We start from the raw sequence: 24,114 nt of genomic DNA, 5'->3' as shown, positions 1-24,114 counted from the left end.
AGAATTATAGTGAGCTTTTTATTGTTGATATATAATCAATAAAGAACATAATTGTTTACGTATGACTTCTAATGGGCCAGCGTTAGCGGTGAGTCATTGACGTATATAGACGATGGATACAGCAGAACTGTTACCGTCTTACCTGCAAATGGATATTGAGTGTTAAATGAATACAGAAATAAATTTAGTAGATATCCGTGCTTTTGTGGTGATTGCAGAGCAAGGTAACTTTACTCAAGCTGCAGAAGTATTGGGCTGTTCACGCTCGCACTTATCTAAACAATTATTGAGTTTAGAAACATTTCTAGGTGTCAGTCTGATTATTCGCACCACCAGAACGCAACGATTGACAGATCAGGGCGAGCTATTTTTACAACAATGTCAGCAAGCGTTACATCAAATTGAGCAAGCTGTGGCTACCACAGTAGATAGTGCGGAACGTCTTAAAGGCAATATTTATATTAATTGTGTGGGAGGGATTTTAGGCGAAGAAATTATCGTTAAGTTGGTCAATGACTTTATCCAACTCTATCCTGATATCACTATCGACTTGGACTTTAGCAGTCAACGAGTGGATTTGATTGAAGATCATTTTGATGCGGTGTTTAGAATGGGCGAATTGGCAGACTCGGGCCTTATTGCCAGAAAGTTGATGGATATAAAAAACTGCACCTTAGCATCACCTGCATATCTTGGAAAATACGGACAGCCGACACACCCGAACCAACTCAATAAGCATGCTTGTATCGTAGGTTCAATAAATCACTGGCGTTTTGAGCAACTAAGCTCAAACAAAGACGGCGTAGAAGTAGCGATTAAAGGTAGCTTTAGATGTAAAAATGGCCGCGCGATGAAAATCAGTGCGTTAGCGGGTAACGGCATAGTTAGGTTGCCGTATTTGTATTGCTCTGAAGAAATTCGAACCAATGAATTAGTCGAGGTATTTAGTGATTGGCACATACCAGATACGCCGTTTTATGTGCTTTATCATAAAGATAAATTTCAACCTGAACGTTTAAAAAAATTTATACAATTTACCCATGAAAAATTTAAAACTTATCTGCCTGATTTATAGATAGATCTTTTTAGAGACAGACAAAAGACTCTGTTTTACTGGTTTGCTGCTAAGTGATTAACATCACATTTTTTAATATTTCTACTATCTTTATATAACAATAAAAATAGGGAAATGATGGATGCTAAAAAGGCTAGCGCTACCTTTCTGTTTGTTCATGCTTGCCAGTAATGTGCAAGCTAGCGGGCTTTATTTTGAAGCTCGCAGCGACAGTATGGGTGGTACTGGTGTTGCAGCATCTAACCGGGTTGGCGCAAGTTTTATTAACCCTGCTTTATTGGCCATTCTTACTCCGCATGCCACCTATACCAATGAAGAAATAAAGAAGACGCAAGCGTTTTCTTTATTGCTGCCAGCCGTTGGCGCCGAAGGTGCTGATAGCGATAATATGATTGATAAATTTGATTCGCTGCAAGACTCTTATGATGGTCTTGAAGCTGCAATTAATAGCGGTGATTCCAGTGACGTTGAAACCTTTCGAGATGACTTAGTTGTTGATTTGGAGTCACTAAAAGGCAATACCGCCAATGTATCTGCTGGCATTGGCGCAGCTTTTGTTATCCCTAATGAGTATCTGCCTATGGCGGTGTTTTATAAAAGCTACCTAGATGCTGTTGGGGTTGCGGATATTGCTCAATCAGATATAGATACCTTGAGTACACTTGACCCGCTTAATCCGCCAACGGAAATCACTGACTTAGACTCTCAAGGCGTGGTGCTGGCGGGTGGAGTCACTGACTTTGGCGTGGCATTAAGTTTCCCATTATCGATCGTAAATATGCCAGTAAGAGTGGGGATTTCACCTAAGTTTCAGCGTATAGATACGTACCACTACTCTGTCAATGCCAATAACTTTGATGCCGATGATTTTGACGATGATAAATATCGCAATGATGAGAATTTATTTAATCTCGACATTGGTGTCGCTTTTGAGCCAATGGATGCTTTGACCGTTGGGTTATCTGCGCGAAATGTATTCAGTAAATCCGTTAAAACAGTTGAGTCACAAGGGCGTGAATTTCATTATCAAGTTGAGCCGCTTATAACAGCTGGAGCCGCATATGATTGGGCGTCAGTGACCCTAACCACAGATATTGATTTGGTAGACCAGACTCGTTTTAAAGAACTTGATGCGGTGCAATATTGGCGCGTTGGCGGTGAAGTAAAAGCAACAAATTGGTTGTCTTTGCGTATGGGGTATCGTCATGACCTAAAAGATAATAATGTTGATATTTACTCTTTTGGTACTGGTTTTGCCATTGGTCAGGCTTTTAAGCTTGATATGAGTGGTAGCTATGGCGAAGATGATGCCATAGGCGCTGTGCTTCAAACCTCTTATCATTTCTAGCCATTTTCTAGCATCTGTTTTGGCGTAATATCTTTGTGATTGTATTAACCTCTGCTTACTTCAATGTCGCTAAATCAACTAAATCAACTAAATCAACTAAATCAACTTTTACGCTTTACATTTAATCTATACGATTTACTCAATTTTTGCGGCTTACTCAATTTAAAGGTTATCGTTTTAGCTCGCAAAGAGTTCGATTAATGATTTTATGGTTAACACTAAGGCGCTCAATCCACATAATACAAGCGTTGCCATGCGCGTTTTCTGTTTGTCGACTTTATTGCTAAGTTTTCCTGCCACGTAGCTGCCTAAAAATACCGATGGTAATAGCATTAATGACAGCCAAACATGTTTGGTTTCAACCAAGCCAACAATGACCAGGATCACCATAGCTATCATCGAACTGAATACAAAGAAAATAGACAATGCTGCGCGAAATTGTGGCGCGTCTTTTCCAGCTAATAGAATAGCCAATGGTGGACCACCAATTGCGGCTATATTGCCAAAAACCCCCGATAGCACTCCAGCAATAAATAAGGTTATACGATTAACGGGGGCGGTAATTTTGTAAAAACTGAGAATGACTGCTGAAGCAACAATAAAGGCAATGGCGAGACCTAATACTGATTGCGGGGCAAATACCAGTAAGGCAGCGCCGAGAAACCCACCTGGAATACGCCCAATCAAAGCATATTGCAGACCATTAAATTGTAGCGAAGTGCGTTCCCGTAGCAAGGTCAAAAAGGCAATGGAAAACCCACAGGCAATAACTGGTACTGGGACGAGTTGAGGGTCAATAATATAAAGCAGGGGACTTGCAACAACCGCTAAACCAAAGCCGATAAGGCCTTGGGTTAATGCGCCAAGAAATATAATAACCGATGCAAGCATCAAGGTTTGCGGATCGATAAATGCCATATACTTCTCTATGAGTACGAGGTGACTCAGAAATCGCCATATTACATTGGGTAATATGGCGATGTGGGTGAACTAAACTAATGGGGCTTACATCGGAACATAAGCTCAAGATTCATTTAGTTACAGCTTAACTTAGTCGTCTAAGTCTTCCCATTCAATACCCATTTGATCCATTAATGCTTTTGCTTCACTAGGGATGCTGTCAGGGCCTTCTTTAGATAAGTCATCATCATTTGGCAGTGGCTGACCAGTGTATGCGTGTAAAAATGCTTCACATAAAAGCTCACTGTTGGTCGCATGACGCAAGTTATTCACCTGACGGCGAGTACGCTCATCGGTCAATACTTTTAATACTTTTAAAGGAATCGATACCGTGATTTTTTTAACTTGTTCATTTTTTTTGCCATGTTCGGCATATGGGCTGATATAGTCGCCATTCCATTCAGTCATTAACTCACCTTTATACGATAGATTCGTGGCAGATTTTAACTGCTTATTTATTACAGTCAAATTATTGCTGCTATTCTATAACGAAAGCAAATAGATTTCTTTATGTTTAGACGTCTAAACGTCTAATTTGTGTTGACGATCAGATTTAGCTTAGGTACATTTAGCCATCTAGACATCTCTTTGCTGTTTTATTTTAGTGTGTCAATCTTTAGGAGCTTATTATGACCAAACATCGTGCTGCTACACTTGCCGTTCGCCAAGGTATCGAATCAGATACTCAATATGGCGCAGTAGTCCCGCCGATTTATCTTTCGACCAATTACTCGTTCGATGGACACACAAACCCAAGAGAGTTTGACTATAGCCGTTCTGGCAACCCAACTCGTTGCGTGTTAGGTGAGGCAATTGCCAAGCTTGAACATGGTGCGACTGGTGTAGTGACATGCACAGGTATGGCGGCGATAACCTTAGTTACCAGTTTATTGGGGCCAGAAGATTTAATTGTGGTTCCCCACGATTGTTACGGTGGCAGTTACCGACTGTTCACTAATCTTGCCAGCAAAGGTCAATTTAAATTAGTCGTTGTTGATCAAACAGACGAAAAAGCACTGGCTGATGCCATTGCTAAAAAGCCAAAAATGGTTTGGTTAGAAACACCTTCCAACCCTTTATTAAGAGTGGTAGACATTGAAGCAATTGTGGCTGCAAGCCATGAGGTTGATGCGCTAGTAGTGGTTGATAACACGTTCCTTTCACCTATATTACAGCAGCCATTAGAACTAGGCGCAGACATTGTGATGCATTCAACCACTAAATACATTAATGGTCACAGCGATGTGGTTGGTGGCGCAGTGGTTGCTAAAGATGCAGAGCTTGGCGAATTACTGCATTGGTGGTCTAACACATTAGGCCTGACCGGTTCAGCTTTTGATAGTTACTTAACCCTACGCGGTATTCGCACCCTTGCAGTGCGTATTCGTGAGCATCAAACTAATGCTCAACGGGTGATTGAAGTACTACAAGCTAGTAATGTTGTTGAGAAAGTCTATTACCCAGGCTTAAAAGACCACCCAGGTCACGATATTGCAGCCAAACAACAAAAAGGCTTTGGCGCTATGTTAAGTTTTGAACTTAAAGGTGGCGAAGCTGAAGTGGTGGCATTTTTAGATGCCTTGTCGATTTTCAGTGTTGCTGAAAGCTTAGGCGGAGTGGAAAGCTTAGTTGCCGTACCTGCAACCATGACCCATAGAGCAATGGTGCCAGAAGCCCGCTATGAAGCTGGTATTAAAGATACATTATTGAGACTATCTGTCGGTATTGAAGATGCTGAAGATTTGGTTACCGATATTCAAGCTGGGTTAGCTGCTGTAGCAGAACTTTAGTCGAGAGCGTCGTTAAACAGTCTTAAGTTGAACAAGTAAGATTTGGTTACCGATATTCAAGCTGGGTTAGCTGCTGAAGCAGTATTTTAGTCGAGAGCGTCGTTAAACAGTCTTAAGTTGAACAAGTAAGATTTGGTTACCGATATTCAAGCTGGGTTAGCTGCTGTAGCAGCATCTTAGGCGAGAGAGTCGTTAAACAGTCTTAAGTTGAACAAGTAAGATTTGGTTACCGATATTCAAGCTGGGTTAGCTGCTGTAGCAGTATTTTAGGCGAGAGAATCGTTAAACAGTCTTAAGTTGACAAGTAAGATTTTATTGCCGCCATGCTAAGTTTGCGTGGTAGTTTGAAGTGGTTTAAGGAGTTACAAATGACCCGCAGTCATTTACATAAGTTTGGTGGTTCAAGTTTAGCTGATGCTGATTGCTATCGCCGCGTCGCACATATTTTGCTGACTCATGGCAATTGTGATGATTTAGTCGTTGTGTCAGCTGCGGGTAAAAGTACTAACTTTTTGTATAAGTTATTGTCGCTAAGAGAAGCAGGCGAACTTTGGCAAGAAGAACTGCAAGTGCTGGTAAGTTATCAGCAAAACCTTATTGAACAGTTACTTTCCAATGAGCAAGCTCGGGATTTACGCGAACGCTTGTCAACGGATAAATCACAACTCATCAGCTTGCTATCTTTAGAGCAGCGAAACGAATTTCAGCTTAACCATGTACTGAGTTTTGGCGAGCGTTGGTCAGCAAGGTTGATGGCGGCGCTTTTGCGTGAGTCAGGAGTAGCAGCAATCAATGTTGATGCCTGCTCGATTCTTGTGGCTGACGAAGGTGTTGTGCCTAATATTCGCATTGAAGAGTCCCGTCAAAGAGTGCAAACACTTCTTGAAGCACACCCTGATGAGCGTTTGGTTATAACCGGCTTTATTTGTGCTAATGAGCACAATGAAACCTTGTTACTTGGCCGCAATGGTTCTGATTACAGCGCCACCCTTATTGCGAGCTTAGCGGATATTGAACGGGTGACGATTTGGACGGATGTTGAAGGGGTATTTAACGCTGATCCCAATAAAATCAGTGATGCAAAATTATTAAATAGCATGTCACTTGTTGAAGCTGATCGTCTTGCTCATCTGGGCTCTCCAGTGCTGCATAACCGCACTTTACAACCATTATTTGATACCAATGTCAGCTTAGCAGTACGTTCAAGCTATGCATCACACACAGACTTTACTTTAATCGCGCCACAAAGCTCATCGGCCAGTGCGCCAGTGGTGACTAACCTTAATGAAGTGGTGTTGTTTCGAATTAAGCAGCTGTCTCAAGCTCAAGATTTAATTGCCGTATTAGCTCAAGAAGGCATTGCGCCATTAGCTTACTGGACTTCTGCCCACCATAAGGTGGAATTAGCCTTTACGCTTGAAAATCAGAAGCAGGTTCATAGTTTACTCGAATTACATGCTGAAGCGTTGGCAATCAGTGATATTCGTGTGAATAACGATTTAGGTTTAGTGGCACTCGTTAGCGCTGACGCTGAGCACTATCGTCGCAGTTTTGCTCGTCTGCTAAGTCGTGACGCTAAGCCGTTATATCAAGATGGATTGAGCTTGGTGACATTAGTGCCTAAAGCTCAAGTTAATTTACTGACTCAAAAAGTGCATCGCCGCTGCGCAGGCCCGCGTATGCGAATTGGAGTGTTGCTGTTAGGTGTGGGTAATATTGGTGAGGCCTGGATTGATTTATTCCAGCGCTCATCAACTGCGCTAAACCGTGAGCTAGAAGCTACCGTGCAGTTAGTTGGCTTACTTAGTTCAAGAGAAGCGCTAATTTGTCCACAAGGTATTGATATTAATAACTGGCAAGACAGTTTCGATACCACAGCTCAAAAGTGGGACTACCCGAGCTTATTTGAGCAGCTAGAACAACTTGATTGTGATGAGTTAGTGGCATTAGATATCAGCGCAAGTGCGAGCTTAACGCTGCAGTATCCTGAGTTATTTGCTCGTGGCATTCATATGGTGAGTGCCAATAAACTTGCAGGCTCCGGACCATTGCCGTTTTATCGCGAGTTAAAGCAACAACTCAGTAATCGCCGCTTGTTTTGGCGTTATAATGCCAGTTGTGGTGCGGGACTGCCGATTCAGCATGCGTTAAACGACTTGCGTAATAGTGGTGATGCGATTGAGGCTGTAGGTGGTATTTTCTCTGGTACCTTATGTTGGTTGTTTGAACATTATGATGGCCAAAAATCGTTTTCAGAATTAGTGGTTGAAGCACGAGGGTTGGGGATAACAGAGCCCGATCCTCGAGACGATCTTTCAGGAAGAGACATGCAGCGCAAGTTGCTGATCTTAGCCCGAGAGATTGGCTTTGATATTGAGCTTGAAGATATTGTTTTAAACTCGTTAGTGCCTGCAGAATTAGCCGATTTATCTCTGGATGACTTTCTTGTCCGTATTAGCGAATTAGATCAAAGTATGTTGCAACAATTTACTGCGGCTTCTGAACAGAACAAAGTACTGCGTTATGTAGCATCACTGGATAAAGTGGATGGCAAGATGCATGCTGAAGTGGGTATTCAATGGGTTGATTCCAATCATCCTTATGCCAACTTAACTCCTGGTGATAATGTGTTTGTTATCCGTAGTGCATTTTATCAAGGCAATCCGCTCATTATCCGAGGACCTGGCGCTGGCAGAGAAGTGACGGCAGCGGCGGTGCAATCTGACTTAGTGCAGATTTGCAAAGACTTACTGCAAGAGTAAATCGTGCTGTAGTTCAGTTTTACATTAATTATTAAAGGCTTATTCCTAATAGGAGTAAGCCTTTTTTTGTGACTAAAAACTTGAGATAAAACGATTATATAACGCTCAACACATCTGTACGAAAAACAATCTATTTAAGCATGTCATTTTTGTTTATAGTGGTATTAAGTCGGAGATGGATTTCAACAAGAGGCTGATAAATGAATAAAAATAATCGTTTAAAGGATGACTGTTTGACGAGTGTAAATTCTGCCGTTTGGGCTAGTATCTTTTTAAGCAGTGTCATGAGTTTTAGTGCGATGGCTAATATTCCTGATGAATCACCCAAAGAGTTATTACAAAAGGTGCCAGCAGCTGCCCAAGTTTGTCTTAGCTGTCATGGTGTCAATGGTGAAGGGCTCGGAGTTGCAGGGCCTCGTCTAGCTGGGTTATCCAGCGAGTATATTGCCACGCAAGTGAGCCATTTTCAGACTGGTTCACGTCAAAACCCAACAATGATGGCTATGGCGATGACAGTCCAAGGCGATAACATCAAAGTAGTGTCGGACTTTTTTGCATTAAAACCTGTTACAGCTATTAAGTTGCAATATCGCGGTGATAAAGTGGTTATCGACGATATTGGCGAGAAACTGGCATATCAAGGTGATTGGCAACGGGATATTCCTGCTTGTACCAGTTGTCATGGTCCGTCAGGTATTGGCGCGGGTCAATTCCCCCGATTAGCTGGTCAAGAACCCACCTACTTTAAAAATCAATTATTGGCATGGCAAACAGGCACCCGTACTGGGGATGCTGACAACATGATGGGCAATATTGCTAAAAAGCTCACCGCTGCAGAAATTGATGCATTAACCCAATACTTTTCGGCTCAGAAATAAGGACATACTATGAAGCTATATTACTTTTCAGTGGCTGGTGTGTTCCTAAGTTTGGGATTATCAGCAACAGAGTTACCTGATAGACAAGCGCAACTTCCTTCTGTTGCAAAAGATGCTAATGCACAATATTTAACGCCAAGTGAACTATCTACTATTCCCAAGGGCGAATTTGGTGACAAAGTCAGAAAGGGTTATCAGTTATTTGTGAATAGTCAGCAAATGCGCGATACCTACGTGGGTAACGAATTAAACTGTGTTAATTGCCATATGAATGCAGGTAATAAGGCAAATGCTTCACCGCTTTGGGGCGCTTATTTGGCTTATCCTGCATATCGTAAGAAAAACGATAAAGTAAACTCTTATGAAGAACGTATTCAAGGCTGTTTTACTTATTCAATGAATGGTAAAGCGCCAGAATCTGGCAGTGAGTCTTTGGTGGCCATTTCAGCTTATTCTTATTGGTTAGCCATGAGTGGATTAATGAATCAGTTTGGCATTACTGGCCCAGTACCTGAAATGACTGATGGAGAGCTGCTTAAGGGCGGTAATAGAGAAGATTTTCCTTTACCTGATGCGGTCACTTCAAAGCTCGATCAAAAAGCGCTCACCATGTTACCTGGGCGAGGTTTTCCAAAGTTAGCTAAGCCTGAGTTGGCTTATTCAGTACAGCGCGGTGAGGTCGTTTATCAAGCCCATTGTCAGGCATGTCATGGTGATGATGGCCAAGGCTTGAAGATGGCTGAAGTTAGTTCATTACCACCATTGTGGGGACCACAAAGTTATAACTGGGGGGCTGGTATGCACCGAGTTAATACTGCAGCTAATTTTATATATGAAAATATGCCGTTGGGTAAAAGCATGCAGCTAACGGTGCAGCAAGCTTGGGATGTCGCAGCGTTTGTTAATGCTCATGAACGTCCACAAGACCCAAGGTTTAAAGGTCATATCGCTGAAACTCAAGCCAGTTTTCATCAGCATGATGGTTTTTATGGCAAGCCAAGCCCAATAGATGCAAGTGTCACCTTAGGCGTAGAAGCTTTCCCAATATTCCCAGCATCGCAATAAACGAAAACTTTTAGTTAGTAAATTTTTGTTAGTAAGCTTTTGTTAGTAAAGAATCGGTGCTTTTGCACCGATTTTTTGTTTTATACTCTGGGCTCATAATTAAGCGCAGTTAAGTAAAGTTAACCAATCTAAACTCATACTCTATGGGTTTGAAATGAGGAGAGCCTCAATGGCACAAGTCCCCCCAGTACAGGTATTTCAACCAAATGATAAAGCAGTTGACTTGAAAGAGGTGAGTGAATCATTAATTTGTCCAATATGCTTTAAACAAAATCAGTGTGCGGTAACAGCGGGTTTATCGATTGAAAGTTGCTGGTGTTTGACTCAGTCAGCTGAAAAAAAAGTGGATCCGAAATTATTATCTGACTTATCAGGCAAAGCCTGTGTTTGCCAAGACTGCTATAAAAAATTAACTCAATAGACGAGCAACAAACGCATGTAACTTGGGTCTTTTGCGGCCAAATGAATTAGCCGATGATTGTCATGTTGGTGTTGGTGTTGGTGTTGGTGTAGATGTTGATGAACTTTGAAACCGCCATATAGTAATGACTTACAAGCAGGGCTGATAACTTGCAGATGATACTTAATAAATAATTTTCCCCTTCTGCTTTGCTCGTAAGCCATACAGCTTTGCCTTGTTAATAAGCCTGCTTTGAAAGCGGCAATATTAAAACTATTGCAAAAGGCACTATCATATTAGAAGTGCCTTTTTTAATAATTTAATCCAATCAATCTGCTGATTTAATACAGTTAATGAGTTAATTTTAGATGATTATCGCGTTGGTGTTTCCAATTTGTGTGTAATGCAGGTAATCTGAATTCTCTTCTTTTTTGCTTGATGCAAATACGGGACATAGTTGCTGATTAAAACTTAAGTGATAACAACAACTAACAATAATGAAAATAACAATAAATACTTAACTCATTATGAGGTTTTAGATGGAACAGGTTACAGCATTTGTAAACACGGTTAACGGCATCGTATGGGGCGTTCCCATGTTGGTGATGATTTTAGGAGTGGGATTATTTTTATCCATTGGATTGAAATTAATGCCAATCCTAAAATTAGGCACAGGTTTTAAGCTGTTATGGTCAGGACGCGGTGAGTCAGGTAAAGATGAAAAAGGCGAAATTAGCCCTTTCAATGCATTAATGACCTCACTATCAGCAACCATTGGTACAGGTAATATTGCAGGTGTGGCAACAGCCATATTCTTGGGTGGCCCAGGCGCACTATTTTGGATGTGGTGTACAGCGTTAGTCGGTATGGCAACTAAGTTTGCTGAAGCCGTATTAGCGGTAAAGTTCCGTGAAAAAGACGGTAACGGTAATCATGTCGGCGGGCCGATGTATTACATAAAAAATGGTCTTGGCAGTAAGTGGGCTTGGTTAGGTACAGCATTTGCCGTTCTAGGTTCACTTGCTGGTTTCGGTATTGGTAATACGGTGCAAACTAACTCTGTAGCTGATGCGATGAGCAGTAATTTTGGTGTACCCAATTGGGTCACAGGTTTAGTGTTAATGGTATTAGTTGGTGCTGTACTAATGGGCGGTATTAAGCGTATTGCAGATGTTGCAGGTAAATTAGTACCGTTAATGACTTTATTCTATATCACGGCAGGCTTAGCGGTATTAGTGGTCTATGCAGACCAAATTCCGGCTGCATTTCAATTAATTGTTCACAGTGCTTTTAACCCCGTTGCTGCTCAAGGTGGTTTTGCAGGTGCGGCTGTTTGGGCTGCGATTCGTTTTGGTGTCGCCCGTGGTGTATTTTCAAATGAAGCTGGCTTAGGTAGTGCGCCTATCGCCCATGCCGCAGCACAAACTAATGAACCTGTTAAACAGGGGTTAGTTGCAATGCTAGGTACATTCATTGATACCATCATTGTCTGTTCTATTACAGGCTTGGCAATTATCGTTTCTGGCGCTTGGACATCAGGCGAAAATGGCGCGGCATTAACATCATTTGCCTTTTCTCATGCATTGCCTATGGGTAATTATATTGTTGCTATCGCTCTGGCTGTATTTGCATTTACCACTATCCTAGGCTGGAGTTTTTACAGTGAAAAATGTATGCAGTACTTGTTTGGTGACAAGGTAGTAAAACCGTTTAGATTAGTGTGGACTCTCGTCGTACCTATTGGCGCAGTGAGCTCTCTTGAATTTATCTGGTTATTGGCGGACACGCTGAACGCTATGATGGCAATTCCAAACTTGATTGCGCTCGCATTATTGAGCCCTGTGGTATTTGCCCTAACACGTGAGTACTTTGCTAAGCAAAAAGCGCAAGCTTTAGAAAACTAATTAACCTCTAGCTAGTTTGATGTTATGGCATACACAGGGGAGTGTATGCCTTTACTTTTAAAGGGATATTAAATGATAAAACTCAATAGAAAAGCGATACAAACCTTCAGCGGATTACTTATTGGAGCAGCACTTCTAAGTGGTTGCAATGGCGTGTCATTTAGAACCAATGCAGATCAATATATTACCTATCAAGCAGTAGCCTCTACTGTTGAGGTATATCAACCGAGCGAACTTTATAACCACGACAACGAACCATTAGGTGAAGTGGTGACAACATTTTGCGCCAGCACCCGCGAACAAATAGAATTTGGTGCGCCTAGTTTGAATACTTTGCAAAAAGAACTGAAAGTTCAAACGAAAGAAAGAGGCGGTAATGCGCTTATTATTGCTGACTGCGGTGAAATGATTTATCCAGCTTGTTCTATTTATTTAGAATGCAGTGGACTTGCTTATTTTTTAAAATCGTAATGATTAAAAGTGCAGCTAGCTTAATTAACTCACTTATAAAAATCTCGAGCAATAAGTGAGTTAATTGATTCAAAAAAACTCATCATCAAGATTTTTTCGTAATTCTGCCTGTTCTAAATAATCATCTAGACGTCGTTTAACCTGCCTTTTACGTTCAATTATTTCTGCTGAACGTTTGTTTCTAGGCGTGACCATAGCTTCAATTTCAGTGTCATTGGGAATGGTTTCAGTAATATTGGCCATCATTCTACCCTCTATGTCATTGTTAACTGACGATGCTGAGCCTGTGCTCAAACAAGTGTGAAAAGCGAAAGGTAAATCTGCCCTGAGTGTCACAGGTTACTTGGTGCCAGCAACGTCAATGTTTAGTAAAACGATAAAGTTGGGCTAATAGACATAAGCGAAAACATCAAATTAGCGACATAATTTGAATGTAGCAGCTATTTAAATATTTGCTTAGTTGTAGAATTGAAAACTTTTATTTTTGTCATTAAAAACGCCACTCAAATGAGTGGCGTTTTTTGTGCTTAACATGCTTAAATCAAGCTTTCATAATTTTGAAAGCGTTAATTAAGTCTTATAATCCAAAGCTATATGAGTAACCTAGTACAATTTTAGCATCATCTTCGTCTAAGTCAGTATCTGATGCAGTAAATGAAACTGTACCGTAATCAGTATCTGCACTGAGTGAAACATTGTATTCTGAGTAGCTATCTGTACCGAACCAGCTTGTGATGACATCACCATCTGAGTAACCGTAATGCACGCCCAGTGATAACTTTTCAGTTAATGGGAAGGTTAGGTTAGCTTGCGCATACATCATGTCTTTTGAATCTAATGGTTCAGCAGCGATATCATCTCCGCCATTCACTGTATGAGAGTATGAAACATCTAACCATTTCCATGCTAGACCAACAGTCACTTCACCAAAATCTACGCTACCAGGAGAGTCTGGGTATGCGTAATAAAGATAATTGATGTCATAGCTTAAGTCTTCTGTGATATTGCCACCGTAACCTGCGTAAATATCCAGCTCGTATGAGGTGCCGTCACCAAAGTCGACATTTGAAGCCCAACCGCCAACATAAAAACCAGAGTCTGCAGCATAATCAATGCCACCTTGAACTGCAGCGCCATTATCTGTTTGGCTCACACCACGCCATAGGTAGTTAGATGTCGCACCAATATTACCTGTAACTTCAGCTAATGCTGATCCACTGAGTAATAAACCTGTTGATAGCGCAATAGCTTTATATAACGATTTTTTCATTTTTCATTCCCTCAAGTTTTTCTTATTCATTGCACCTATTGCTTGCTCATCGGGCAGCTTGGTTCAATGTTGATTTTATCTGTATGAGGTGTTGCTAATGGTGTGCCATGTTTAAAAATTCATTAATATCATGAGGTTGGTGTATTTTGCACCGACTTGTAGCAAAAATGTTGCATTAAAATGAGGCGGAGGCGCACTTTTGTTGTGCGTTATTACAGCAGGATTCAGTAGGTAGCATTAAGTTTGAGGCATAAAAAAACCTCCAAGTAGGAGGTTTTATAATTCAAGCTGTTAAATTAATTAACGCTATCTTTTAGTGTTTTACCAGCTTTGAATTTTGGTACAGTCGCTTCAGCGATTTGAATTTCTTTGCCGGTCTGTGGGTTACGGCCAGTACGTGCTGCACGAACTGAGGTTTCAAAAGAACCAAAACCTACGATAGAAATTTTGTCACCACTTTTCATGGCTTCAGTAACAGCTTCTTCAAAAGACTTTAGTGCGCGACCAGCTTCAGCTTTAGTTAACTCAGCATTTTCTGCAATTTTTGCAATTAATTCACTTTTGTTCATGTTGATATTCTCTGCTTTCCATAGATGTGTTTATTTAAAACTAGATTAACATGCCATAAGCCATGGGGCTTTGAAAGCCTTTTATCTGATAAATGTGTAGCTATAAGGCATTTAAACGACATTTTAGGGATAAATTACCTGATTGAGCTACTTCAAAGGCGTATATGACTAGTCAATTATGTCAGTCAGCTTAAATAGCTAAAGCTAAATATTATTCCTCTAACAGTTGATACAAGAGTTGTTTAACAAGTTTGGGTTCAAAAGGCTTATCACACAAAGCGTTAACTCCGGCACTAGAGACATTGCTTAAATGAGTATCATTGGCCTCAGAGGAAACCATTAAAATGGGAATATGTGATTGCTGACTTTCGTTGCGAATGTATTGTGTCAAGGCTAAACCATCAACACTTGGCATATTGTAATCGGTGATGACCAAATCGAACATTTGCTGTTGCATTAATTCAATAGCCTGAGCGCCATCTTCTGCTTCACTGATAACTCTGATACCTAAGTTACCAATGGTACGTTTAATGACGTTACGGGCCATGCGGCTATCATCAACCACCAAAGTACGAATATCTTGGACATCAAAATGGCTCAAATCCAGCTCATCATTACTGATTAAGTCAATGGTTGAGTTCAGTGCGGTAGCGAGATGATCAGCATCAAAGGGTTTGGGTAAGATTGCAACGACACCTGATTGTCTAAATATCTCTAATTGTTCACGGCGGCATTCGCTAGAAACCAGCATAAATTGAATATCTTGGTAAGCTTTATTCTGTTTAATGAAGCTTAAAAGTTCGGTTGCTTCACCGTCTTCAAAATGTAATGCACTGACAATGAGATCTGGCGTATGGCGGGCGATAATCTCTTTTGCTTCAGTAATACTCGAAGCGGTTTGAATGCTATTAACGCCTTCTTGATTTAATCTGGCTGTGATAATTTTACGTTGAACATCAGAAGGTTCTAACAGCAAAATGGATAACTCACTGGGTGATAAATGGCTCATTTTTATTACTTCTTATTATTTGAATTGAGTCTTATAACGCCTATTTTAACTTAAGCTTGGTCCTGAATACACATCTGCGCAGTTTTCCACTAACAAACTTGCTGCAAGTATTCTTTGGTTTTTTTACTTAATGCGACCCAATACTGAAACCCAAGAATGATAAAGACTGACAATGCAATTGCTGAAATGGGAATGTTGATGCCATTAAATTCAACTTTTACATCCTCTGGGGTAATTTGATAGGCGATGACAGCAGTGGTTGTTAACGCTAATGCGGCAAGGGTTTGGATTCCAAGATAAATTTTAAATACCATTCCCGCCCAGTGACTACGTTTTATTAGCCCAAAAAGGACAGGAATAACACCAATAGTAAATAGGTCTATACCTTGAATGGAGTAAGAACGCAGTAACGCTAAAATAGAAAGCAATACGTAAAATGCCATCAAAATGATAAGCCTGCGCGGCGGTTTAATGCTGATTGTGCTGAGTTTATTCATAACGATTAGATATAGGCTGTAAGGTTTTAGATTTTATGTGGTGTAGAATAGCGCGAGTAGACTCTGTTTTGTGAGTTGTTTGAAAAGAATTTAGGAAAATTAAAATGACAGACGCAGAATTTTGGTCTCTAGTGACTCGAAGTGCACCACAACAATCCGAGCAAGAGTGCCACGATGCCTTAAAAGAGAAACTGGCTTTGCTTGATGATGAGTCATTGGCGGCATTTGATAAAATGTTTGGTCAACAGATGCGCCGCAGTTACAGTTGGGCAATCTGGGGGGCTGCATACATCATAACTGGTTGTGATTCAGATTATGCCTTTGCTGAGTTTAGAGGGTTCATACTGTCATTAGGTGAGCAGTGGTACAACAAAATCATTGCTGAACCTGACACTTTAGGTGAGTTAGCTTTGTGGCCAACTAAAGACGGCTCTGCTTACCCGTTTATTGAAGATTATGATTTAGTTGCAGGTCAGCTTTATGAAGATAGAACAGGTGATGAATTACCGTTTGTTCCTTCTGGTCAGCATACTCCTCAAGGTAAAAAGTTTAGTACCAAGAAAAAGGATTTGAGAAAAAACTATCCTAAATTAAGTGATCGTTTTCCGTTTTAGTGAACGATTGCTAAAGAATCATCTTTAATGAAGCATCTCTTATGAGTCAGCCTTAATGATTTACCCATAAAAAATGCAGCCACTGCTTAATCAGTGACTGCATTTTTTATGGTATTTGTATTCTATCTGATTAGCCTTCGCAAACCTCAGATTGGCTATCAAAGTCCATTCCACGTTGTTCGCATTTCTGGTCTAAAAACTTACTTTCAGCCGTTTTCATTTGCTTGTCGAAGTCTTGATTCAGTTCTGCAGAGTATTCTTGCTCTGCTGAAGCCATATGTTGCTCCATTAACTGGTGATGTTCTTTAATCGCTTGCTCGCCTTGAGCATCAACATCAAATTGATAAGCGAAACTTGAAGATGAAACGACTAGGGCAACGAAGAAGGTCGCGGCTAAAGAAAGTTTTTTAGTCATGCCGGCAGTAGAAAAAGTCTTTTGAGTTGCGATGTTGTTCATATTATTACTCCAGTAGTACACGTAGGTTAGTATTTGCGCTAATTCCTTGAGCGATAATGTGCAGTGACGCTAACAGATTTTTGTTTATCTGCTGCCTTGTTTGGCTCTGTGCGTTTGCTTGGGATGTATATTAGCGAAAGCTTGCTGAATAGAAACTGAACAGGTATTGGTGTTATTTCAACCATTAATTGTTTACCTTGCATGTAAATGGGGCGATTTCCTACAGCAAACCTAAACACTTTACGTTAAGCTGATATACAGGTTAGGGTTTTATACTAATGGCATAAATTAGGTTTGAGTTATATACAGCCAGGAGACGACATATGAAAATTAAACATCTACTTATTGCAGGCGCATTAATGTGTAATGTAGCGATTGCAGACGAAGAAGTGGTCCCAAATCCAGTCACTGAGGAAGGGGTAGTTAAAGTCGAATGGCAAGAGCCTAAAAATTATCGAGACTTGAAAACTGCGACAGAAGTTAAGTCGCGTTTTCAGCAGCGCTTTTTTGATACCATCACTGAAAATTTGAATAAAGAAGCTGAAAAGTTTCTTAAACCGAATCAGAAGCTTGAGATGCAAGTTTCGGATGTTGATTTAGCGGGGGATTTACGTCCTACATTTGGCGCAACAACGGCTAACGAGCTTCGTATCGTGAAGGATTTATATCCGCCAAGAATGACTTTTACCTACAGCATCACTGAAGGTGATAAAGTGATTATGGCAGGTGACGAGAAGTTAGTTGATATGAACTTTATGTATGGAACTAGCTCAAAGCGAAATCAAAAGCCATTTCAGTATGAGTCAGACATGCTAAAAGACTGGTTAAAGAAAACGGTTGAACCAAAGCTTTAACAGCTAACTCTTAGGCTTATCTATTTGATGGTTCAAGCGTTAAGCATTAAGCATTAAGTTCATCGTAGCAACAACACCTAAACGGCTTATTCATTAAGCCGTTTTTTGTTGGCTATGATTTAAGGCGTAAAAGCCATTTTTAGCAAACTTTGCTTGTTTCTTCGCTTCAGCGCTAAGCATTGATAACTCATGATCCGTTGTATTCACAGTGACTTCAGGTGATAAAACGCCAACACAAAGGGATATCAGTGGATGGTCAACCATATTGTCTTGTCGATCTTTGGCATGTATCGTTTGTGCTAGCCAATGTTCTTCACTGTAAAATGCGCGTTTACTATGCTCAAATTGTTCAATAATTGCTTGGCTATGATTTATTGCCTCAAAGCAGGTACAAATCATCACAAAATCATCCCCGCCCACATGCCCAACGAAGCAGCGTTCATGCTGATGTTGAGTTAATAGATTCGCCACTTCCATTATGACTTCATCACCACGTGAAAAACCGTAAATATCGTTATAAGGTTTAAAATGACATAAGTCGAAGTAAGCTAAGTAGAAGGATTTTTTCTGGGCTCGTAAGCGTTTTAACTCTTCTTGAATTGGCACGTTTCCAGGTAGGTTGCTGAGGGGATTGGCATGCCTTGCGACTTTAATTCGGTGTTCAGTAATACGTTGCAATAGGTCTTTGGTATGTCCTATTCCTATCAATTTATCATGGCGCAAAATAATAAATTGCTGCGCTACAGTGGTTGAATGCTCTGATGTCAGTAACTGGCTGACAGTCGATAACGGCTCACAGGCATCAATTTGTAGTACTTGTTTATCCATTACCGCATTTGCAGGGTGGTTTTCATGTAGTGCTCTGCCGTAGGGAGTACTAAATAATTCCAAGATATGATTTCGGCTGACAATACCTTGAGCTTGTCCGTTATCAGCAATAACAATGGCTTGTAACGCTGGCTGGTTAATAAATTGCTCACTAAGTTGCTTTAGTTTCGTATCTGGTGTGGCAATATTGGCTGGGACGCATAAGCTCTCAGCTGTTTCGCAGTATCGATTTTGCGGAGCCATCGGAATGGAAACCAATTCTGAATCCATATAGGTATTAGGTTTTGCATTGGGACGCCCCAGTAAGTAGCCTTGGCAATATGTGACACCGAGTTGCTTAAGCATCGTCAGTTCTGCTGGGGTTTCGATGCCTTCGGCAATAACTTTGCAGGTTAAATTTTGGCATAACTCGACGATTGAGCGGACAAACTCTTGCTTGACTGCGGTGCTATCAATTTGATGAATGAAGTGACGATCAATTTTGACATAATCCGGTGATAATTCTGACCATAAACGTAAACCTGAATAGCCAGCGCCTAAGTCATCAATTGCAGTTAAAAACCCCTGATTTCGATAATGATTTAAGCAATCTTTGAGTAAATCGATATCGTCAGCAGGGTATTGCTCAGACAACTCAATTACGACATCTTCTGGTCGCAACCCCATTTGATTTATCAGCTGTAAGGTTAAGCCTTTTGGATGCTCAGGGTCGAGTAATGCTTTTGGAGAAATATTGATAAAAAGCTTACCGTTAAGCTTACTGGTTTTAAAAGCATTGATAGAAATGCTGCGACAAAGGGTTTCTAACTCGCTGAGTTTTCCATGATGCTCTGCGGTTTTGAATAATGGAACGGGTGAATAAAGTGTGCTGTGTTCAGGGCCGCGGCTTAAAGCTTCAAAGCCATGAACCTTTTGATTGCCAATATTAAAAATAGGCTGAAAAATGGCTTTAATAGATTGCTTATTTATAATCTTAGTCAGTTCTTTTTCTAGATCTATAACGCTCATTCTATCAATCCCATCAAAAAGTAATTGGGTCAGTCTATTGCAGAAAAATGACAGAATTATGTCGGCTATGCTGAGTAAGTTATTAAAATCAGAGTATTAACTTGAAAAGTGTTCATGGTGAAATAAAGTCTTCAAGTGTGAATATGGGCGACTAAAAGTTTTTGAGTGTTTTGTATGAGTGATTTGTGCGGAGTATTTTGTTTCAGATGATAAAGCTGTCGATAAAACTAAAACGCAGCCAGAAGGCTGCGTTACGTGAATATGCTTAGTTGGCTTATTTAGTATTTTGCTTAAACAAATGCAGGGTTTGCAGTAAAGCACCAATTTTTTTCACGTGGGCTTCCAGCGCTTCAGGTGGAATATGGGTTAGGCCTTGTAGCTCTTCTAACTCATTCGCAAGTTCCTGAACATAGGGTAAAAAGCGGTTGCTTTTTTGGCTAAAGCCTTGTTCTTCTGTGAAAATTGCCACAAACTTGCCATGGCCAGCTTGACGCAACTCATCGAGTCTTTTATCGGCATCAATGGCTTGGCGGTATCCTGTTTGTAGACTTTCTTTTAATTGATGGATAACTTGGGTATACGGCATGATAGCCTCATTTAACATCATAATATTAAGCTAAATTATAAGGGGCTGGCATGGTACTAACAAGTCAAATACCGTTAAAAATCGCAATGATGCTGCAGTTTTACAGCAAAAAAGTATCCGCACTGGTGGTTTTATCATTGTTAGTTGGTGGTAGTGTCTTTGCCGCAGATTCAGATAAACCACCATTTTTTAAAGCAAACTACCAAGGCAAAGAAGTCTACTTATTAGGTTCTATTCATATTGGTAAAGCTGATTTTTATCCTTTACCACTGCAGATTGAGCAAGCTTTTGTGGAGTCTGATGCCTTAGTGATTGAAGCGGATGTGACTAGAGCTAATGTGCAACAGCTTCTGCAAGAGTATGGTTTTGCCAAAGCAAAACAGCCAGATATTGCCCGCTTATATCCAGTGTTTTGTGGCCAGAATCAAACCATGTGTGATGGATTAAAGCCTTTAGCTACTTGGCTACAAGCAAATCAAATTGGGGTATGGCGATTTGCTGCTTTAGGCTTAACACCTGAAGCGGGGGTCGATGTGACTTTTATAGCTCGGGATCCTGCAAAACCATTACTTGAACTAGAAAGCGTGGAATTTCAGTTTGACCTCATTTCTTCTTTTTCAGATAAAACCCAAGCGCAATTATTGGATGAAGCGATCAATGCAACCGATGACGAAATGCTAAAACTTGTTTCGGCGTGGCGTAGCGGCGACCATCAAGCCATTGCAGATATTATGGAGCACCAAGCAGAAGATTCTGATGAGTTACTCGACAAATTACTTTGGCAGCGAAACCATACTATGACGCAGCGAATTGTTGATATGTTAGCCCAAACCGATTACCAAAAACTGTTTGTGATCGTCGGTGCTGGCCATGTTGTTGGTCAGCAAGCCCTGCCAGAGTTGTTACAAAAATCAGGGCTAAGCGTGGTTGATTGTTGGGAAATGAGGTGTAATGCGTATTAGGAATGTGAATTTAATTCTTGATTAATTAGCAATGTTAGTCATTTTTTGACTGATGTTACCAATCTAGATGTATAATAATGCCAATGAAACAATTTATGACGCAGTGTTTAGGTTAGCTAAATACTGCGTTTTCCGTTATTTACAGAAAAGGTAACTCATTTGAGTAACGATTACGCTATAGAATTAGCTTCGATGCCATCTTTGTTGTCATTATATCGAAAGATATTACTGACCCGTAAGCCCGGTTGGGATGAACAACCTTTGCCGAATGTGAAAGTACAGGCTAAAGGGATTGAAGTCGCTGGCAAGAAAATCAACCAGTATGCTGAAGTGTGCGAGTTTGATTTTGACGGTAAAATTCTGCCGCCAACCTTCTTGTATGTGCTTGCATTTAGATTGCACGCCACGATTTTTACCGATAAAGCGATTACCTTTCCGCTGCTCGGAATGATCCATTTAAAGAACAGTATCAGCTTATATCGCCCAATTGGTGCAGATGAAGTGTTTGATGTGCATTGTGAGCTGACTTCAAGTCAAACGACAGATGCCGGTCTTGAATTCGAACTTGTTTCTAAAATTTATGTTGGTGATGAACTCGTTTGGGAAGCGTTATCAACTTACCTTTATCGTATCGAGTCAAAAGGGCGTAGAGCAAGACCACCACGGGCATCTGATATGGCATGGGAAGATGTCCAAACGTGGACATTACCGGAAGACTTAGGCCGTAAATATGCCAAAGCATCTGGAGATTATAATTTAATCCACTTACATCCTGTAGTGTCTAAACGTTTTGGGTTTGAACGTGTGTTGGCTCATGGCATGTGGTCTAAAGCACGATCGCTAGCGGCACTCATGCAATTTATTGGTCATCGTCCTTTCAAAGTCGAGGTTGAATTTAAATTGCCGGTATTTATGCCTTCGCAAGTGACATTTGCTTTTGAAAGTATGGAAAATGGTAAGCGCTTTGAAATGCGCGATATCAAAGGTCGTCGCCCACACTTACTCGGTAACATGACTTACCTTGATTAGTTGAAAGCGATTAACTGGCAAGAGTTAAATAAAACTAATTAAAAAGCCCGAGTGAATTCACTCGGGCTTTTTGTTGCAGTAGTCAAAATATTTATAAGACTAGTTACAGAGCTAGTCCGCTGCTTTCTCGTGGTAAATATGTACATCGCGCTGTGGGAATGGAATGCTCACACCTTGTGCGTCAAACTGCATTTTCACTTCGCGAGTAATGTCCCAATAAACGTCCCAATAATCGATTGGGTCTGCCCAAGGGCGAACAATAAAGTCAACTGATGACTCACCTAGTAGGTGTAACTTTATCATCGGCTCAGGGAATTGCTTCACTTTAGGGTGGGCCATAACAATATCAGTAAGAATCTTTTCAGCTTTAGGAATATCATCACCGTAACCAATCCCAAATGTCATATCCACACGGCGTTCTCGCTCTACGGTGATATTATTAATGGTATCACCCCAAATTTTGTTGTTTGGAACAATTAATCGTTGATTATCTAAGGTTTTAACTGTGGTTGACACTAAGCTCATGTGACTTACTCGTCCTGTGACACCCGCAGCATTTATCAAGTCGCCGACATCGAAAGGACGGTAGACTAAGATCATCATGCCAGACGCAAAGTTTGATAAGGTGTCTTGCAATGCAAAACCAATAATTACACCAGCAATACCGAAACCAGCCAATAATGGTGCTAACTCAAACCCAAGCTGTGATAGCGCAATCAGCAAACCCAGCACATAAATAACGTTACCTGAGATTGAGGTAAAGAAATCTTGCAGTAGCATACTGAAATTTAATTTAGATGAATTAACGGCTTTGCGAACGACCTTACGAACTAGCTTAGCGACTAAGCTTGCTAAAAATAAAATGATTAAAAAGATGATCACTTTAAACGTAATACCTGCGCCATTCTCTAATGCTTGGTTTTTAGCAATAGTCATCCATTCTTCAATTAGGCTTGACGCTACATCAAAATTAAGTACATCTTGAGTGATATCTCCTGAAACACTAAATAGGGTTTGTTTAATCTGCGTGGTATCTTCGCCTAATGATTCCATCATATTAACAGCAACATTTAAGCTTTCTGTGTGCATGGCTAGGCGATCTTTAAGCAAATTGACTTCACTTTTTTGCTCTGCGGTAATATCGGCTCCTGCATCAGATGCATCGGCTATGGCAATTTTTAACTGTGCCTGAGTATAGGTTACTAAACTTTCAAAATAATCAGCGCGGAGTAGTACTTCTGCTTTCAATGCAGCTTCAGCATTGTCGACATTAATGTTAAGGGTCTTGCCCCAATTAATGGTTTCGAGTTCAGCTTCAAGAAAATGATCGCGGTCTTCTTCTCGCTTGATGATTTTCTGCATAATTGACGCATCATTATCACCGCCTAATTGAAGCTTTAATTCATTGACTCTTTCGTCAAGGTACTGACCAACTTTATCAAGAAACACCAATTGTTTGTTTACCTGTGGTACTAGGTATCCAACATCTGGATCAGGTTGATTTACGAGGGTCGCCAATTCTTCACGTAATAAATTGGTTTTGTTTCGGATACGATATTCGCTGACGTCTTTTAATTCACCTTTAGCGGTTTTGAGCCAGATAATATCGGTATCAATCTTTTGTTGTAATTGTTGAATTTTATTATCGGTTGCTGGGCTGACTTCAGCTGCATAACTGGCACCAGAAAAGCTAATTACACTGAAAAAACAGCAAATAATAAACAGAATTCTTGGCATGGTAAAACTTCCTGTCAATATAGTAGAAATCTAATGATAAG

General features: G+C 40.6%; 24 protein-coding genes. 13 read left to right on the top strand and 11 right to left on the bottom strand.

Going from position 1 to position 24,114, the window contains the following annotated elements; genetic code table 11:
- The first annotated feature begins 166 nt into the window (after positions 1-166).
- A complete protein-coding gene (locus K5Q58_RS04710) occupies positions 167-1,075 on the top strand; it encodes a LysR family transcriptional regulator (protein WP_220752715.1) in 909 nt (302 codons plus the stop codon).
- Between the two features lie 121 nt (positions 1,076-1,196).
- A complete protein-coding gene (locus tag K5Q58_RS04705; protein WP_220752714.1) occupies positions 1,197-2,423 on the top strand; it encodes a conjugal transfer protein TraF in 1,227 nt (408 codons plus the stop codon).
- Between the two features lie 177 nt (positions 2,424-2,600).
- Here K5Q58_RS04705 and K5Q58_RS04700 read toward each other — a convergent pair whose 3' ends face one another.
- A complete protein-coding gene (locus tag K5Q58_RS04700) occupies positions 2,601-3,341 on the bottom strand; it encodes a sulfite exporter TauE/SafE family protein (protein WP_220752713.1) in 741 nt (246 codons plus the stop codon).
- A 132-nt stretch (positions 3,342-3,473) separates the two neighbouring features.
- Positions 3,474-3,791 carry a met regulon transcriptional regulator MetJ gene (metJ, locus tag K5Q58_RS04695; RefSeq protein ID WP_102526657.1) on the bottom strand — a complete coding sequence of 106 codons (318 nt, stop codon included), beginning with the start codon at positions 3,789-3,791 and terminating at the stop codon, positions 3,474-3,476.
- A 221-nt stretch (positions 3,792-4,012) separates the two neighbouring features.
- Here metJ and metB point away from each other — a divergent pair, with 221 nt between their 5' ends.
- The 7 genes from metB to K5Q58_RS04660 all read left to right on the top strand — a co-directional run bounded on the left by metB (position 4,013) and on the right by K5Q58_RS04660 (position 12,653).
- Positions 4,013-5,173: a cystathionine gamma-synthase gene (gene metB, locus K5Q58_RS04690; RefSeq protein ID WP_220752712.1), complete on the top strand. Its 1,161-nt coding sequence runs from the start codon at positions 4,013-4,015 to the stop codon at positions 5,171-5,173.
- 368 nt (positions 5,174-5,541) lie between these two features.
- Complete coding sequence (locus K5Q58_RS04685) at positions 5,542-7,935, top strand: bifunctional aspartate kinase/homoserine dehydrogenase II (protein ID WP_220752711.1); 2,394 nt, start codon at positions 5,542-5,544, stop codon at positions 7,933-7,935.
- A 200-nt stretch (positions 7,936-8,135) separates the two neighbouring features.
- The gene (locus K5Q58_RS04680) at positions 8,136-8,813 is read left to right on the top strand and encodes a cytochrome c (protein WP_374758476.1); all 678 of its coding nucleotides are present in this window, start codon (positions 8,136-8,138) and stop codon (positions 8,811-8,813) included.
- Between the two features lie 9 nt (positions 8,814-8,822).
- Entirely contained in the window at positions 8,823-9,878 is a 1,056-nt protein-coding gene (locus tag K5Q58_RS04675) for a c-type cytochrome (RefSeq protein WP_220752710.1), read from the top strand.
- 169 nt (positions 9,879-10,047) lie between these two features.
- On the top strand, positions 10,048-10,299 hold the full coding sequence (locus tag K5Q58_RS04670) for a cysteine-rich CWC family protein (RefSeq protein WP_220752709.1): 252 nt from the start codon (positions 10,048-10,050) through the stop codon (positions 10,297-10,299).
- Positions 10,300-10,817: 518 nt separating this feature from the next.
- Positions 10,818-12,182, top strand: a complete 1,365-nt coding sequence (locus K5Q58_RS04665) for a sodium:alanine symporter family protein (RefSeq protein WP_220752708.1) — start codon at positions 10,818-10,820, stop codon at positions 12,180-12,182.
- Between the two features lie 72 nt (positions 12,183-12,254).
- Positions 12,255-12,653 (top strand): hypothetical protein, encoded by a 399-nt coding sequence (locus K5Q58_RS04660; RefSeq protein ID WP_220752707.1) that lies wholly within the window; start codon positions 12,255-12,257, stop codon positions 12,651-12,653.
- 69 nt (positions 12,654-12,722) lie between these two features.
- On the opposite strand, the gene K5Q58_RS04655 is transcribed toward K5Q58_RS04660, so the two are convergent.
- The 5 genes from K5Q58_RS04655 to K5Q58_RS04635 form a co-directional block, all read right to left on the bottom strand.
- On the bottom strand, positions 12,723-12,899 hold the full coding sequence (locus K5Q58_RS04655) for a hypothetical protein (RefSeq protein WP_220752731.1): 177 nt from the start codon (positions 12,897-12,899) through the stop codon (positions 12,723-12,725).
- Positions 12,900-13,230: 331 nt separating this feature from the next.
- Positions 13,231-13,923 carry a TorF family putative porin gene (locus tag K5Q58_RS04650; protein ID WP_220752706.1) on the bottom strand — a complete coding sequence of 231 codons (693 nt, stop codon included), beginning with the start codon at positions 13,921-13,923 and terminating at the stop codon, positions 13,231-13,233.
- A gap of 296 nt (positions 13,924-14,219) precedes the next feature.
- Positions 14,220-14,492 (bottom strand): HU family DNA-binding protein, encoded by a 273-nt coding sequence (locus K5Q58_RS04645; RefSeq protein WP_102526648.1) that lies wholly within the window; start codon positions 14,490-14,492, stop codon positions 14,220-14,222.
- Positions 14,493-14,703: 211 nt separating this feature from the next.
- Positions 14,704-15,501, bottom strand: a complete 798-nt coding sequence (locus K5Q58_RS04640; protein ID WP_220752705.1) for a response regulator — start codon at positions 15,499-15,501, stop codon at positions 14,704-14,706.
- Positions 15,502-15,590: 89 nt separating this feature from the next.
- Positions 15,591-15,944, bottom strand: a complete 354-nt coding sequence (locus K5Q58_RS04635) for a hypothetical protein (protein WP_259651235.1) — start codon at positions 15,942-15,944, stop codon at positions 15,591-15,593.
- A 158-nt stretch (positions 15,945-16,102) separates the two neighbouring features.
- Between K5Q58_RS04635 and K5Q58_RS04630 the strand changes: the two genes are divergently transcribed.
- The gene (locus K5Q58_RS04630) at positions 16,103-16,612 is read left to right on the top strand and encodes a DUF4240 domain-containing protein (protein ID WP_220752703.1); all 510 of its coding nucleotides are present in this window, start codon (positions 16,103-16,105) and stop codon (positions 16,610-16,612) included.
- 130 nt (positions 16,613-16,742) lie between these two features.
- Here the strand turns inward: K5Q58_RS04630 and K5Q58_RS04625 are convergent, their stop codons facing one another.
- Positions 16,743-17,069, bottom strand: coding sequence for a hypothetical protein (locus K5Q58_RS04625; RefSeq protein WP_220752702.1), 327 nt, complete (start codon positions 17,067-17,069; stop codon positions 16,743-16,745).
- Positions 17,070-17,392: 323 nt separating this feature from the next.
- On the opposite strand from K5Q58_RS04625, the gene K5Q58_RS04620 reads away from it, so the two are divergent.
- Positions 17,393-17,923 (top strand): DUF3016 domain-containing protein, encoded by a 531-nt coding sequence (locus K5Q58_RS04620; RefSeq protein WP_220752701.1) that lies wholly within the window; start codon positions 17,393-17,395, stop codon positions 17,921-17,923.
- A gap of 93 nt (positions 17,924-18,016) precedes the next feature.
- Here K5Q58_RS04620 and K5Q58_RS04615 read toward each other — a convergent pair whose 3' ends face one another.
- Positions 18,017-19,759: a bifunctional diguanylate cyclase/phosphodiesterase gene (locus K5Q58_RS04615; protein WP_220752700.1), complete on the bottom strand. Its 1,743-nt coding sequence runs from the start codon at positions 19,757-19,759 to the stop codon at positions 18,017-18,019.
- A gap of 274 nt (positions 19,760-20,033) precedes the next feature.
- The gene (locus K5Q58_RS04610; protein WP_220752699.1) at positions 20,034-20,345 is read right to left on the bottom strand and encodes a prephenate dehydrogenase; all 312 of its coding nucleotides are present in this window, start codon (positions 20,343-20,345) and stop codon (positions 20,034-20,036) included.
- Between the two features lie 50 nt (positions 20,346-20,395).
- On the opposite strand from K5Q58_RS04610, the gene K5Q58_RS04605 reads away from it, so the two are divergent.
- Entirely contained in the window at positions 20,396-21,307 is a 912-nt protein-coding gene (locus K5Q58_RS04605) for a TraB/GumN family protein (RefSeq protein WP_220752698.1), read from the top strand.
- A 159-nt stretch (positions 21,308-21,466) separates the two neighbouring features.
- The gene (locus K5Q58_RS04600; RefSeq protein ID WP_259651234.1) at positions 21,467-22,336 is read left to right on the top strand and encodes a MaoC/PaaZ C-terminal domain-containing protein; all 870 of its coding nucleotides are present in this window, start codon (positions 21,467-21,469) and stop codon (positions 22,334-22,336) included.
- A gap of 111 nt (positions 22,337-22,447) precedes the next feature.
- On the opposite strand, the gene K5Q58_RS04595 is transcribed toward K5Q58_RS04600, so the two are convergent.
- A complete protein-coding gene (locus K5Q58_RS04595; protein ID WP_220752697.1) occupies positions 22,448-24,073 on the bottom strand; it encodes a mechanosensitive ion channel family protein in 1,626 nt (541 codons plus the stop codon).
- Positions 24,074-24,114 lie beyond the last annotated feature (41 nt).

Source organism: Shewanella sp. KT0246, assembly GCF_019654955.1.
Lineage (GTDB): Bacteria > Pseudomonadota > Gammaproteobacteria > Enterobacterales > Shewanellaceae > Shewanella > Shewanella goraebulensis.
The sequence above is the reverse complement of the archived record's forward strand: the minus strand, read 5'-3'. Positions and strand labels throughout refer to the sequence as shown.

What these genes read in the sequence shown, in the direction of transcription:
- K5Q58_RS04710 (WP_220752715.1), top strand. Translation starts at nt 167, where the DNA reads ATGAATACAGAAATAAATTTAGTAGATATCCGTGCTTTTGTGGTGATT.
- K5Q58_RS04705 (WP_220752714.1), top strand. Translation starts at nt 1,197, where the DNA reads ATGCTAAAAAGGCTAGCGCTACCTTTCTGTTTGTTCATGCTTGCCAGT.
- K5Q58_RS04700 (WP_220752713.1), bottom strand. Translation starts at nt 3,341, where the DNA reads ATGGCATTTATCGATCCGCAAACCTTGATGCTTGCATCGGTTATTATA.
- metJ (WP_102526657.1), bottom strand. Translation starts at nt 3,791, where the DNA reads ATGACTGAATGGAATGGCGACTATATCAGCCCATATGCCGAACATGGC.
- metB (WP_220752712.1), top strand. Translation starts at nt 4,013, where the DNA reads ATGACCAAACATCGTGCTGCTACACTTGCCGTTCGCCAAGGTATCGAA.
- K5Q58_RS04685 (WP_220752711.1), top strand. Translation starts at nt 5,542, where the DNA reads ATGACCCGCAGTCATTTACATAAGTTTGGTGGTTCAAGTTTAGCTGAT.
- K5Q58_RS04680 (WP_374758476.1), top strand. Translation starts at nt 8,136, where the DNA reads ATGAATAAAAATAATCGTTTAAAGGATGACTGTTTGACGAGTGTAAAT.
- K5Q58_RS04675 (WP_220752710.1), top strand. Translation starts at nt 8,823, where the DNA reads ATGAAGCTATATTACTTTTCAGTGGCTGGTGTGTTCCTAAGTTTGGGA.
- K5Q58_RS04670 (WP_220752709.1), top strand. Translation starts at nt 10,048, where the DNA reads ATGGCACAAGTCCCCCCAGTACAGGTATTTCAACCAAATGATAAAGCA.
- K5Q58_RS04665 (WP_220752708.1), top strand. Translation starts at nt 10,818, where the DNA reads ATGGAACAGGTTACAGCATTTGTAAACACGGTTAACGGCATCGTATGG.
- K5Q58_RS04660 (WP_220752707.1), top strand. Translation starts at nt 12,255, where the DNA reads ATGATAAAACTCAATAGAAAAGCGATACAAACCTTCAGCGGATTACTT.
- K5Q58_RS04655 (WP_220752731.1), bottom strand. Translation starts at nt 12,899, where the DNA reads ATGATGGCCAATATTACTGAAACCATTCCCAATGACACTGAAATTGAA.
- K5Q58_RS04650 (WP_220752706.1), bottom strand. Translation starts at nt 13,923, where the DNA reads ATGAAAAAATCGTTATATAAAGCTATTGCGCTATCAACAGGTTTATTA.
- K5Q58_RS04645 (WP_102526648.1), bottom strand. Translation starts at nt 14,492, where the DNA reads ATGAACAAAAGTGAATTAATTGCAAAAATTGCAGAAAATGCTGAGTTA.
- K5Q58_RS04640 (WP_220752705.1), bottom strand. Translation starts at nt 15,501, where the DNA reads ATGAGCCATTTATCACCCAGTGAGTTATCCATTTTGCTGTTAGAACCT.
- K5Q58_RS04635 (WP_259651235.1), bottom strand. Translation starts at nt 15,944, where the DNA reads ATGGCATTTTACGTATTGCTTTCTATTTTAGCGTTACTGCGTTCTTAC.
- K5Q58_RS04630 (WP_220752703.1), top strand. Translation starts at nt 16,103, where the DNA reads ATGACAGACGCAGAATTTTGGTCTCTAGTGACTCGAAGTGCACCACAA.
- K5Q58_RS04625 (WP_220752702.1), bottom strand. Translation starts at nt 17,069, where the DNA reads ATGAACAACATCGCAACTCAAAAGACTTTTTCTACTGCCGGCATGACT.
- K5Q58_RS04620 (WP_220752701.1), top strand. Translation starts at nt 17,393, where the DNA reads ATGAAAATTAAACATCTACTTATTGCAGGCGCATTAATGTGTAATGTA.
- K5Q58_RS04615 (WP_220752700.1), bottom strand. Translation starts at nt 19,759, where the DNA reads ATGAGCGTTATAGATCTAGAAAAAGAACTGACTAAGATTATAAATAAG.
- K5Q58_RS04610 (WP_220752699.1), bottom strand. Translation starts at nt 20,345, where the DNA reads ATGCCGTATACCCAAGTTATCCATCAATTAAAAGAAAGTCTACAAACA.
- K5Q58_RS04605 (WP_220752698.1), top strand. Translation starts at nt 20,396, where the DNA reads ATGGTACTAACAAGTCAAATACCGTTAAAAATCGCAATGATGCTGCAG.
- K5Q58_RS04595 (WP_220752697.1), bottom strand. Translation starts at nt 24,073, where the DNA reads ATGCCAAGAATTCTGTTTATTATTTGCTGTTTTTTCAGTGTAATTAGC.